The organism is Actinoplanes sp. NPDC051859 (genome assembly GCF_044452725.1).
Classification (GTDB): Bacteria; Actinomycetota; Actinomycetes; order Mycobacteriales; family Micromonosporaceae; genus Actinoplanes.
Genome location: NZ_JBITBX010000003.1, coordinates 558,895 through 571,797, shown reverse-complemented (window position 1 = coordinate 571,797; position 12,903 = coordinate 558,895). Strand labels below are relative to the sequence as shown.

Annotated in this window: 5 protein-coding genes; all 5 read right to left on the bottom strand. The window is 71.3% G+C overall.

Annotation, left to right across the window (positions count from 1 at the left end):
• Positions 1 to 12: 12 nt before the first annotated feature.
• From ACIA1L_RS10500 to eccCa, 5 genes are read right to left on the bottom strand one after another with little or no spacing between them, the layout of a single operon-like run.
• Complete coding sequence (locus tag ACIA1L_RS10500; RefSeq protein ID WP_396072367.1) at positions 13 to 3,228, bottom strand: right-handed parallel beta-helix repeat-containing protein; 3,216 nt, start codon at positions 3,226 to 3,228, stop codon at positions 13 to 15.
• Between the two features lie 17 nt (positions 3,229 to 3,245).
• Positions 3,246 to 6,146: a hypothetical protein gene (locus ACIA1L_RS10495; protein WP_396072366.1), complete on the bottom strand. Its 2,901-nt coding sequence runs from the start codon at positions 6,144 to 6,146 to the stop codon at positions 3,246 to 3,248.
• 1 nt (position 6,147) lies between these two features.
• Complete coding sequence (gene eccB / locus ACIA1L_RS10490; protein ID WP_396072365.1) at positions 6,148 to 7,491, bottom strand: type VII secretion protein EccB; 1,344 nt, start codon at positions 7,489 to 7,491, stop codon at positions 6,148 to 6,150.
• A 3-nt stretch (positions 7,492 to 7,494) separates the two neighbouring features.
• Positions 7,495 to 8,901, bottom strand: a complete 1,407-nt coding sequence (eccD, locus tag ACIA1L_RS10485; RefSeq protein WP_396072364.1) for a type VII secretion integral membrane protein EccD — start codon at positions 8,899 to 8,901, stop codon at positions 7,495 to 7,497.
• On the bottom strand, positions 8,898 to 12,881 hold the full coding sequence (gene eccCa, locus ACIA1L_RS10480) for a type VII secretion protein EccCa (RefSeq protein WP_396072363.1): 3,984 nt from the start codon (positions 12,879 to 12,881) through the stop codon (positions 8,898 to 8,900). Before eccCa ends, eccD begins: the two co-directional genes overlap by 4 nt.
• Between the last annotated feature and the right edge of the window lie 22 nt (positions 12,882 to 12,903).

The following is a 12,903-nucleotide window of genomic DNA, read 5'->3' as shown; positions in this document are numbered from 1 at the left end:
GGGCGGCCGGGCTCAGCCGACGGCGGCGAGGCCTCCGCGGGCTTCGGCGGCGTCCTCGCCCAGGTCGGCCATGGTCAAGGTACGGGCCGAAGCCGTCCGGGCGAGGTGGGCGGCGAGGCGGTGGGCGGCGGCGACCGTACGGTCGGGAAGCTGGGTGACCCGTGCCCGGATGGCCGCGCGGACCTCGTCGGGAACCTCATGGCCGCGGCGCAGCAGGTGGCGGAGCGCCAGCTCGGCAAGGTCCGGCGCCGAATAGTCCGGCAGGTCCCAGCGGTGCGGGAAGTGGGCGGCCAGGCTCGGGGCGGCGGTCAGGACCTCGTTGATGGCGGCGTGGTCGCCGGTCAGGACGATGACCAGGTCGGCGGGTGCCTCGGCGAGGGCTTCCGGGAGGCCTTCGGCGAGGTCGCCCCGGCTGTCCTCGGCGCCGTCGCAGTTCAGGATCAGCAGGCCGCCCGCAGCGTCGTGGACGGCTTGGCGGGCCAGGATGCGGCCTTGGCCGGGCCATTGCGGGCACAGCTCCTCGGTAAGACGGGCGTACGTGACGTGGCCGGTCGGGAGGACGTCGAGCTCGGCGAGCGCCTGCGCGTAGAGGTGGGCGAAGTGTCGGCGCCCGGTGCCGCGGCGGCCGGTCAGGATGGCGTTGCCGGCACGGCCGACCGGGCGCCGGGAGGACCGGGCCGCGGCGAGCTCGAGAACGGCCGTACCCATGGATTGCCGGAACTGGTCGGTGCCCACCGTGTCCGCGAGCCGGGACCACGCACGGCTTGCGGTCAGCGCCGCGGCCGGGTCGGTGGCGTTGCCCACCCCGGCCGCGGCCGGGGTGGGTAGGGCGTCGAGTTGGGCGAGCTCGCCGGACAGGTCCGCGCCGGTCAGCCGGTTGAGTTCCGTGTCGCGGGCCGGGCGGGACAGGGCGAGCCGGGAGGCCTGATTGTTCACCATCGCCTCGAACAGTTTGCGGGCGACCCGACCGTTGCCGAACGTGTCGTCCTTCGGCACCCGCTCGAAATAATGGACCAGGTTCTGCAACGCGTCGTCGGTCAGCTCGTAGTAGTGCTTGCGGCACAGGTTCGAGGTGATGGTGACCAGTTCGTCGACGCTGTAATTGGGGAACTCGATGGTGCGGGTGAACCGGGACGCCAGACCGGGGTTGGACGCCAGGAACTTCTCCATCAACCCCGAATACCCGGCGACGATCACGACCAGCTCGTCGCGGTGGTCTTCCATCATCTTCATCAGCGCGTCAACGGCTTCCTGCCCGAAGTCCGGCCCGGAGCCACCCGTCGACGCGGTCAACGTGTACGCCTCATCGATGAACAGCACGCCACCGAGAGCCTTCGTGACCAGCTCGGTCGTCTTGATCGCCGTCGAACCGATGTACTGGCCGACGAGGTCCGCGCGGGCGGCCTCGATCATGTGGCCCTTGGACAGGATGCCCAGCTCGGCGAGAACCGAGCCGTACAGGCGGGCCACCGTGGTCTTACCCGTGCCGGGTGGGCCGGCGAAGACCAGGTGTCGGCTCATCGGGGGCATCGGCAGACCCATCCGCTGCCGCCGCTGGGACATCTTGATGAGATTGACGAGGCCGGTGACTTCCTTCTTCACGCCGTTCAGACCGATGAGCGAATGCAGCTCCGCCAGGGTGCCGCTGATGTCACCGGCCGCGTCGTCGCCGTCCTGATCGTCGGGCCGCTCCACCTCCGGCAGCGCAGCGGGAACCGGAGCGGGCGCTGGGGCACTGCGCTCCGCCTGCACCACGCAGTCGGTCTGCTGCACCGCGTCGGGACTGTCCGCGTGGACGCCCTCGTCGCCGTTGTGCAGCAGCTCGCACTGGCGCAACGTGGCGTGGGCGCCGCTCTCGACGTGGACGCCGTACCCGTGGGATTCGCGGACCCGGCACTGAGTGGCAGTAAGCCTGCCCGAACCGGTCACCCGAATTCCGGCGGCAGGCGCCCCGCTGATCTCACTGTCCCGAACCACCGCGGTGGCAGAAACGAGCATGCCGCCGCCGCGCAAGGTCACGCCACTCATCGACGCGTGCGACGAGCCCGCAACCGTGACCCCCGCCTCCGCTGTCGTGTCGATCACGGCGGTGCTCACGGTCGCTTCGGCGTCACCTTCCAGCTCGAAAGCGGGCGCCGCGGCCACGGTCAACCGCAGATCCGCGATGTCCAACCGACCCGCACCCTCGGCCCGGATCCCGGAACCCGCGGGCGCGGACGCCCGCAAACCCGCAAAACCCGCCGTCGCGGTGCCGGCTACGAGGGCAATCCGCGTCGTTGTCCCGCGTACGGTCACATCCTCGAACGTGGCATGCGCGGCCCCGTCCACCCGGACCCCCAACGGAGACCCTTCCACCGTGCAGCCGAGCAGCCGCGGCGCCGCCTCGTCGGTGACGTGCACGCCGACGTGCTCGGCACCGGCGAACGTGCAACGGCTCAGCACCGGGGCGGCCTGCTCGGCGATGTGCGCCGACTGCACGGCGGCCCCCGAGAAAGAACAATCCGAAAAGGACAGTGCGCCGGTTCCGCGCAGAAACAGGTCAACGTTACGGCTGTCGCGTACGGTCGTGCGGCGCACCTCCAGAACACCACTCTGCTCGGTAGCCAGGGCCGGCTTGCCCGCGCCGACGATCTCGCAGTCCTCGACCACACAGCTGCCCTGGCCGTTGACGCAGATCGCATTCGCCGCCGGCTCGTGCACCTGGCACCGGCGCATGGTCAGCACGCCAGAGTCACCAACCAGCACCGCCGAGCCGGCAATCTCCCGGAAAGACGTGTCCTCCACACTGCTGGGCTGGGCGCCGATCACCACCACACCCGCCCCGGAGCTGCTGCCCACCTCGCAGTCCCGCATCGCCACCGAACCACTCAGCCGGGCCAACACCGTCGCCCACGAAGCGCCCGACACCCGGCAGGCGTCCAACGCCAACTGGCCGCGGTGAATGTCAATCGCGGCGAGGTCGGCGTCGGCGCTGGACAGCTCAAGGCCGCGCAGTTGCGCCCCCGGCCCACCGACAGTCAACACACTGCCGCTCTGCACGTGCACCACGGCGGAGCCCAGATCCTCTTCCGCCACGATCGTGACCCGCTTGTCGAGGACCAGACTCTCCTCGTACCGGCCGGGGCCGACCGTGATCGTGGCACCGTCAACCGCCTGGGCGAGCGCAGCCGCGATGGTGCCGTACGCACCCGGGCGGCCATGCGCCACCACCAAAACCTGCCGATTCATCTGCGCCTCCCCGCCGTCTACACCAGGCCCGGCAGTGCGCCGAAGCGCAGCGCCGCCGAAGAACCCACCCGCGCGGCCGGCGCCGTCGCAGCCCACCGCTCCGCCGACCTGCGCAGCGAAGCCGCAGCCAGCTCGTCGAGCGACGCCCGGTCGGTAGCGACCCGGCCCTCAGCATCGATCTCGTTCGAGGCCAGCTCGCGCAGCAGAATCTGCGCCCGGCCCCCGTTGCGCTCGGGCTCCACCAGCTCCAACACCTTGAAACTGGTGCCCGGCGTGAACAGCACCCGGTCCTCCGCGCGGTCCTCCCCCTCAGGTTCCAGCAGCCGGGAACGCCGGGCCGTCATCGACCACAACAGCACGTCGGCCGTACCGGTCAGGTCGGCGGACGGGCCGGTCAGCGCGCCGAGGAAACCCCACTCCGTGAGCAGTCGGCGGCGCTTCAACAGCTCCCACTGGTCCTTCGTCGGAGTCACCGCGAAAACAGTCGCCCCCCGGTGCGACGGCAGCAGGCCCAGCCCGGCCGCGACGCACCGAGCAAACGGCACATGCGGCCCCTTCGCACCCGACCGCAGCCCGTCATCGATCGCGGCGCCCTTCGCCGTCAGGTAAAGCCGAACCGCCACCGAGTCATTCACGATCTCGTCGGTCGCCCGGCCCGGGCCACCCTGCATGCCGGGATGCTGCGACAACACCCGGGCGATCGAGCTCGCGACGACGTCAAACTCCCGACTCAGGCTGCGCCGCATCCAGGCGCGCTCCTCATCGAGCGCCTTACCGGACGGCACCGCCGACGCTGAAGCGTCCGGGGTCGGCTGCAGGCGCGGTCCAGTCTTCTTGACGGCCGGAGTGGGTGCGGAGCGCGAAGCGGACTCGGTGGGCTTAGCCGGCTGGGTGGGCGCGGCGGGCTCGGTGGCTGACATCTCCTGAGGCTGCGTGGGGGCCGCGACGGAGGGGCTCTGCACCGAGGGAACCGACACGGCGGGCGGGATCGCCGGCTGCGTGGGCGGAGACGGCTGCGTGGGCGGAGACGGCGGGATGGGTGATTTGTCGGAGACGGAGGATTCGGCAGCGACCAGAGAGGACGTCGCGGGTGGGAGAGCCGACGGGGACGGCGGGGACGGTGAAAGGTAGGAAAGGGCGGAAAGCGAAGGCTCCGTGGGTGCGGTTGGTGGAGCGACGGGAGGGGGCGGCGTGGTGTTGGGAGTGGCCGGGGCTCCGTCGGCGGCGACCTCCGCGACCTCCGCGACCTCCGCGACCTCCGCGACCTCCGCGACCTCCGCGACCTCCGCGACCTCCGCGACCTCCGCGACCTCCGCGACCTCCGGAGTTTCCACCAGCGCCGTGTCGACGGCGGGGAAATGCGGCAGCACGCTGGAGGAAAGGAGCTCGGTCGGAGCGAGCTGCTCGCGATCCTCGGGCGCAGCGGGGGCAGCTGCTACCGAAACAGGGAGAGCCAAGGTCGAAAAGGTCGCTGCGGGCAGAGCTGAGGCCACCGGGGCGTCGATCGCGTTGCTGGCGACGGGGGTGGCGATCGAGGTTGCCGGGGGCGGGGTGTAGCCGAGGACGGGCATGGCGGCCGTCTGTTCCTGCAGGGTAGCCACGACGGCGGCGGGGGCGAGGTCGTCGGCGAGGGTGGAGCCGGCGGTGGTGCTGATGGGGGTGCCGTTGGCGAGCTGGGAGGCCGCGCAGAGGAGGCTGCGCTGGCGGGTGGCGGGGTCGAGGCGGGCGATGGCGTCTTCGGCGAGGTCGCGCATGCGTTGGGCGAGGTGCTCGGTGGAGTCGTCGAAGACGAAGGTGTTGCGGTCGGGGCGGGCTTTGACCGCGCGTACGGAATCGGCGGTTTTGGGTTCGGTGGCGGGTCGCATCCACAGGCCGGCCTGGATCACCTCGACGACCGCGTCGGGGGCGTACCAGTAGGTCATCGGGCCGACCGGTTCGCCGAGGACCGGTGGGGCCTGGTGGCTGAGGACCTGCGGGGTGGTGGCGGTGGACGTGGGCTTCTCGCGGGGCTCGTAGGCGAGTTCCCGTGCGAACACCTGCCAGCCCAACGTGCCCGTGGCCTCCACCGTGTACATGTCGGGGTGCTCGGGTTCGCCGACGGGTAGGCCGCCGAAGCAGACGACGCGGGAGCGCAGCGTGTCGGCGAGGGCTTGGCCGAGTGCGTCGCCCTTGGGCAGTGCGATCGGGCCGAAGTGAATGAAGCGGGCGTAGCGACGGCCGTCGTCGTCGAGTTCGCGCCAGAAGCGGGCCACGTCGTCGAGGGACAGCGGCGCCGTGCCGGGGCAGCCCAGCACGATGGACAGTGCGCGCGGCTGGCAGGGTACGGCCGCGGCGAGCCAGCGCCAGTACTGCTGGACGGTCGGGCTGTCCTCGGTGTCGTGGATCCAGACGCCGCCGGGCAGGGGTTCCGCCACGCCGACCGAGCTGGTTGGCCGGGGGGCGGTGACGGCCAGGTCCCATTCGGGTTGCGGGAACCGTTTGGCCTCCAGCGCGGGCGGTTTGCCCGGCCGGTGCCGAACCCAGCCGCCGCCGTCGGTGGCGTGCACGAACAGCGAGCCGGCGACGCCCTGCCAGAGGTGGCCGTACGGGGCGATGACCGTACGGTGCAAGCGGTCTGACAGCCATTGCCCCGCCAACGCCGCGGTTTCCTGCCGTTGCCCGCAGACGACGAGGCGGATGCCGCGGCGGCGGCGGCGCAGCTCGGCGGCGACCGATTCCCACAGGCCCATCGGGATTTCGCCCTGCAGATCGAGCAGGACGATGTCGTTCTTGGCGTCTTCCTGCACCGCGAGGGCGATGTCACGCGCCTCCGGGCTGATCCGCGAGCGGGCGCGGAGCACGACGGCGTTGCCGACCGTGTGGCGAATGATGGCGGAGTCTCCGCCGCGGCGCCGGGGCCACCGCATTCCCTCGCTCATGTCAGCCTCCATTTCCGGCCACGACGACCGCATCGCGATAAAGATCTGGTCCGCTGCCGATCGCCGTCAGCACACTTTCGGGCATGGGGAGCCGGTCCCCGCCGATGCCGAGAGCTCCGAGCGCTTCGCCCTTGGGCAGGAGATGCCGCAGGCCCGCGTCCGAGATGAGATAGGGGTCCGGGATCTGGCCCGGCTGGGCCAGCGGCACCGGGTAGGCGACCAGCGCCGACCCGGGTGGCACGCGGACCCGTGCGGTGCCGTCGGCCTTGCGCGCGGCGTGTTCCATCCCGGTGAAGACGAGGGTCGCGGCCAGGGTCTCGGGGCCGGTGGGCCGCTGACGCTGGCACAACGCCCGGCCGCGCGGGTCCTCCCAGCGGGCCGCGGCCAGATCCGGTAGCAGGTTCTGCAGCGACCGGTCGGTGGATCGGGGTGCCGCTACGACGTCGGCCGCGACGAGGTCGACAGCTGGATCGCCGCGATCGGCCTGCACGAAGGCGAACTGTGTCGCGTTGATCGGCGACAGGCCGTCCTGGCGGAGGACGAACAACTGCTCGGCGCCGCCGGCGACGGGCTGCCGGAACAGGGTGCCTACGGTACGGCGCTTCCCGGCGATCGTGGCACCGGCCTGCCCGGCACCGTCGAGCTGCGGCGCCCGCACCGGCTCGCCCTCGGGCAACAGGTTGAGCCACACCGGCGGTACGGGAACGGGCACGACGTTCGCCAGCCCCAATGCGGCGGGTGCGGCCTGGTCGGTGAGCTGGTGCCGCCGCCCGCGCCAGATCAGGTACGAAGACCCGCCGGCAGCGACCATCGCGAACCGGTCGTCGGTGAACGGGTCGGCCGGGGCGCGCGCGTCGAGGTTGATGCCGAACTTGGTGCCGGTGGCGTCCGGGCAGGTCAACCACGGACCCGAGAGCATCGCCTTTGCGTCGGGGAGGACCTGCGGCGCGCCGGGGATGCCGATCAGACCGCCGCGCGGCACGTCCTGGATCGACCGCCGGGCGGTGAGCTGAATCTTGGCGCCGGCGCCCTGGATCAGCCGGGCGGAAGCCATGTTCATCGTGGGGTGCAGCGCGCCGTCGAGGTACACGTACGCGGTGCCGCTCTCCTTCTCGACGACGATCGCGTCCTTCTGCTGCCAGGCCTTGCTGCCACCGGGCACCAGCCAGCCGTAGATGCCGAAGCCCGCCACCACCAGGATCGCGATGAGGATGCCGGCGAGCAGGCCGGTGACCGCGCGGCTGAACGGGTTCTCCACCGTGTCCGGGTCGCCGAGGACGAGGGCGTTGCTCATCCTGCCCATCAGGAACTGGTGGGCGTGGACGTGGTCGCGTTGAGTCTGCACGGCTCAGCCTGCCAAGCCGCGCGCCCACGCGTACGCATGGATCAGTTGCAGGGCCAGCGGGAGCACCGCCAGGCCGGTGGCGACGTCGAGGACTGTGGCGGTGAACTCCCAGACCGGCAGCAGCCGCCGCGGCCAGGGCCGCAGTGCGGCCATGACAAACGCTGCGACGAGCAGGGCGAGCCCGCACAGCACGACCACCAGCCAGCCGGGTGAGGCCGCGCGTGCCCACGAGGAGATGACGAGCACCAGGCCGGCCGACCCGGCGAGGGTCAGCGAGACCCGCTGCCACACACCGACGAAGACCCGTGCGCGCAGCAGCAGCGCGCCGGAGACCACCAGCACGAACACCCAGCCGGCCCAGCCGGGTTCGGTCATCGCCAGCCGGAACAGGAAGACCAGGACGAGGGCGGAGGTGACCGTAGCGACGCTGAGGTAGCGGTCCGCTTCGTCGGCACGGCGGTGCAGGTGTTGCGCCTCGTGCGGCTCGATGTCGAACTGGAGCTCTTCACCGGTCTTCGGCAGCTGCGGGCCACGCAGGTGCGCCGACCGCAGGACGATCTTCGGCGCGTACACGATGAGGCCGAAGAGTGCGCTTGCCGCGAGGCCGGCGGCACCCGGCCAGGAGAGCTCGAAGGTCCGGTGCAGCCAGCTGATCACGACGGTCTCGACGGCGAGGACCAGCAGGCCGAGCAGCACCGGGTACGGCATGGCCCGCACCCACAACCGCTGCACCACGACCAACGGAAGCGCCACGGCGATTCCGGCCACCGCCGCCAGGGCGATGCCCTGTTCCCGCAGTTGCGGCGCCCCGGAAACCCCGTCAGCCAGGGTGAGAGCGACCACGGCGGCACAGCCGTACGCGGAGGTGGCGAACACGAACGGCAGCCCCGCGTCGCCGAGCTGCCGACCGAACACGACCGCGGCCAGGGCGAAGGCCGCCGCGAAGCCGAACCCGACCCCGGCCAGTGCTCCCCCGGTGAACCCACCGACCACGACGCCGGTCAGCAGCGCGAGAGCGAGCTGTGCCAGGGCGAGGAACAGGTAACGCCGGTAGTGCGGCTGCCAACGGTCGGGACGCTGGTTGACTGTCGTGGCGATGCCGTCGGAGATGTCGTCGAAGTCGAGGTCGGGCAGCGGCTCGGCCGCCGGCCGCAGGTGGAACTCCTCGCCCTCCAGCCAGTCGAGCGATTCCGGGGTGCCGCTCGGGTCGAACGGCTTCCCGCCCAGCCGCTGCAGGACCCAGGAGCCGTCCGGCCGGTGCCCGTCGGAGGCGTTGAGCTCGACGGTGTGCCAGAGCAGGACCGGCAGCAGGGCGGCGACGGTGGTCGACGAGGGGACCACCAGGTCCACCCGCTTGTCCGGGCCATTCACCGTGATCCGGCAGAGGTCGTCACTGATCGCGGTGGTCATGACCCACCTCCATGGTCTGCGAGGGTGACAGCGCCGGTCTGCACAAGCCGGACGCTGCGGCGGGTCACGAGCTGGGCCCGGCCGGGCGGCAGCCGCCGGGGCGGCGCGTCGCCCAGGAAGCGGCCTTCGTCCTTGGGATAGGAGAAGAGCAGGCCGGGGTTGCCCAACTCCCAGATGCGGCGGATGACCGGGTCCATCATCGCCCGCATCGCGCCCGCGGTGCTGCGGGCGATGATGACGTGCAGTCCGATGTGGGCGCCCTGGGAGAGCAGCGGCAGCAGCGGCTCCAACGCCGACGACTGCCCCGGGCCGCGGGCCAGCAGTTCGTAGTCGTCGACGACGACGAACAGTTCCGGACCGGTCCACCAGTCGCGGCGGCGCAGCCGGTCGGAGCTGATGTCCGGCCCGGGCACCCGGCCCTTCAGCGACACTTGCCCCTGAGCGGCCAGTTCGTACAGGGCGTCCGAGGTGATGCCGTAGCCCGCCCGGTACGCCGGGTCGACGGCGCTGTCCAGGTCGCGGCGCGAGTCGCCGACCACGATCTTCGCCTCGTTCGGACGGTAGCGCTGGGTGACACCGTGCATGATGAGCCGGAGCAGGTTCGTCTTGCCGGTCTCGTTGTCGCCCATGACGATCAGGTGCGGGGTCGCCCGGAAGTCGTGCCACACCTCGGCGAGCCGCTGCTCGTCCCGGCCGAGGCAGACCTTGAACGGCTCGGCCGGCGGCGGCAGCTCCTCGATGGCGAGGCGGGCCGGCAGCATCCGTACGGGCGGCGCCGGGTCGCCGGGCCAGAACGTCCGAATCTCCTCGGCCAGTGACTTCGTCACCTCGCCCAGGTCGTCGGTGCTGTCGATGCCGTCGAGCCGGGGCAGGGCGGCGAGGAAGTGCAGGGCTTCGGCGGTCATGCCGCGGCCGGACTGGTTCGGCACGCCGGACGCCTTGCGGGAGCCCACCTCGGACTCCATGGCGTCGCCCAGCCGCAGCTCGAGCTTGGTGCCGAGCAGGTCCCGCAGCGACGTCCGGATCTCCGACCAACGGGTGGCGGTGATGACGAGGTGGATGCCGAAGGACAGGCCGCGCGCGGCGATCTCGGAGACCCGCGGTTCCAGGTCGGCGAAGTCCTGCTTCAGCGTGAACCAGCCGTCCACCAGCAGGAAGACGTGGCCGTGCGGGTCCTCGATCGCGCCCCGACCGCAGGCGGCGAAATAGGTGCCGATGGAGTCGATGGCGTGCTCGCTGAACATCGCCTCGCGATATTCCATGACCTGCCGCACCTCTTCGATGGTGCGAACCACCCGGTCGTGCTCCATCCGGTTGGCGATCGAGCCGACGTGCGGCAGCCCGGCCACCGACATGATGCCGCCGCCACCGAAGTCGAGACCGTAGAACTGCACCTCACGCGGTGTGTGGGTCAAAGCCAAGGAGAGCACGAGGGTACGCAGCAAAGTGGACTTGCCGCTCTGTGGCGCACCGGCGATGCCCACGTGCCCGTCCGCCCCGGCAAGGTTGACGGTCAGCAGCTCCCGGCTCTGGTCGTACGGCCGGTCGACCACGCCGACGGGCACCTTGAGCCCACCCCGCAGCCGGGGGTTCGCGACGGTGACGCCGAGCTCCGGGTCGGGCACGACGCTGGGCAGCAGGGTGTCCAGGGTCAGCGCCTCCCCCAGCGGCGGCAGCCAGACCTGGCGGGCCGGCGGGCCGGCGTCCACCAGCCGGTCGATGAGGACGTCCATCAGGTTGGGCGGGGTGGCGTCCGCGGCTTCCTCGGCCGGTTCCGCGGGCGCGGCTCCCGGCTGCTGCTCCGCCCCCCGGTCCACGTCGGTGCCGTCGACGGTTCGGGTGGTGAACGGCACGATCTCGGCCAGCGCGCGGCGCTGTTCTTCCGCGCTGCCGGCCACCGCCGGCCGGCTGTACGGGCCGGACACGTAGGCGCTCTTGAACCGCACCAGGTTCGTCATGTCGATCTTCAGGTAGCCGTTGCCCGGCTCGGACGGCAGCTCGTACGCCGCGCCGACGCCGATGACGGCCCGCGATTCCATCGACGAGAAGGTGCGCAGACCGATCCGGTAGGACAGGTGGCCCTCGACCCGGCTGATCCGGCCCTCGTCCAGGCGCTGCGAGGCGAGCAGCAGGTGCACGCCGAGGCTGCGGCCCAGCCGGCCGATCGAGACGAACAGGTCCATGAACTCGGCCTTGCTGGACAGCAGCTCGCTGAACTCGTCCACGATCACCAGCAGCACCGGGAACGGCACGAGCTGCGCGCCGGCGCCGCGGGCCTTCTCGTACTCGAACAGGGAGGCGTATCCACTGGCGCGTAGCAGTTCCTGACGGCGGTTCATCTCGCCGTTGAGCGCGTCCTGCATGCGGTCGACCAGGGGCAGCTCGTCGGCCAGGTTGGTGATGACCGCTGAGGTGTGCGGCAGCTTGTCCATGCCGAGGAAGGTCGCGCCGCCCTTGAAGTCGACCAGCACCAGGTTGAGGATCTCGGACGAGTGGGTGGCGGCGAGGGCGCAGACGAGCGTACGCAGCAACTCGCTCTTGCCCGACCCGGTGGCACCGATGATCAGGCCGTGCGGTCCCATGCCGCCCTGGGCGGACTCCTTGAGGTCCAGCTCGATGACCTCGCCGTCCTCGGTGACGCCGATCGGCACCGACATGCGGGCGCGCTGGGTTTGCCGGGGGCGCCAGAGCGCGGCGACGTCGAAGCCGCGGGCGTCGCGGATGCCGAGCAGCGTGGTCAGCTCGAAGTCCGAGGTCAGCGGCTCGTCCACCACTTCCAGGGTGCCGCTGGTCCGCTTCGGGGCGAGGATGCGGGCCAGCGCTTCCGCTTGCGCGACGGCCAGGTTGTCCCGGGTGGCGCGGCCGACCGAGTCACCGGCGGGGAATTCCACCTCGTCGTCGGAGATGGTGAGCCGCAACGTCTTGGGTCCGCCGGGGAGTTGCCCGGTGGCGTCCAGCAGGACCACGTTGCGCAGTCCGACGCCGAGCAGGCGCGAACCGTCGGGAATCTCGGCGCGATTGGCGACGATCACCACCAGCGGTTCCAATGCGGTCGGCCGGGCGCCGCGGTCGTGGTCGCCCCGGTCGGTGACCTCCGGGCCGAGCAACTCCATGAGCTCGTCGTGGTCGTCGGAGAACAACCGCACCATGCCGCAGGCGTCCTGCCGCGTCGGGTGCGCGTTGTGCGGCAGCCACTTCACCCAGTCCCATTCGTCGCGGGCCGCCCCGGCCGCGAGCACGGCGATCCGCAGCTCGTCCGGGGCGTGGAAGGTCGCCAGCTGGCCCACGACCGCGCGCAGCAGCCCCAGCGCCGGCTCCAGCGGACCCGCGAACTCCACACTGGTGAAACTGCGCAAACCCAGCGAGGTGGGTACGCCCGCGACCGACGAGAACGCCTCGGTGAACCGGCGCAGCGAGATCGAGGCGAGCGGTTCCAGGTCCTCGATCGGCTTGGTGTGCGGCGGCATGTACGCGACCGCCGCTTTCTGCCGGCCCACACCGATGCGGATCCGCCCGAAGTCGTCGTGCGCTGACCGGCGCTCCCACACCCGGTCGCCCATCGCCAGCGACCACAACCGGCCGGGGTCGGGGTTGTTCCAGGTGACCGCCGCCCGCTGTTGGTCCGCCGCCGCTCGGGCCTTCTCCCGCAGCTGGGTGATGTAGCGCAGGAAGTCGCGGCGCTCCGAGCGCATTTTGAGCTTGCGCTCGGCGGCGGTCCGACCGACCTGGACGAGTCCCATCGCCAGCATGCCGCCCGCCATGACGCCGCCCATGACGTACATGGCCGGCGAGCGGTTGAACATGCCGAACATCATCATCATGCCGCCCATGCCGAGGCTCATCGGCAGGATCATGAGGAACGACCGGAAGTCCAGCGGTGCGGGCTCCGCCATCACCGGCGGTTCCTGCATGTCGACCTGGCCCTCGGGCATCGTCGGACCTTCGGCCCGGGGCGGGCGCTTGACGGTGACCGTGCTCATGCGCGGGCCCCCCGGTGCGCCG

Bases quoted from the DNA above. Each gene is read 5' to 3' on its own strand.
- eccD (WP_396072364.1), bottom strand. From the start codon at position 8,901: ATGACCACCGCGATCAGTGACGACCTCTGCCGGATCACGGTGAATGGC.
- eccCa (WP_396072363.1), bottom strand. From the start codon at position 12,881: ATGAGCACGGTCACCGTCAAGCGCCCGCCCCGGGCCGAAGGTCCGACG.
- ACIA1L_RS10495 (WP_396072366.1), bottom strand. From the start codon at position 6,146: ATGAGCGAGGGAATGCGGTGGCCCCGGCGCCGCGGCGGAGACTCCGCC.
- ACIA1L_RS10500 (WP_396072367.1), bottom strand. From the start codon at position 3,228: ATGAATCGGCAGGTTTTGGTGGTGGCGCATGGCCGCCCGGGTGCGTAC.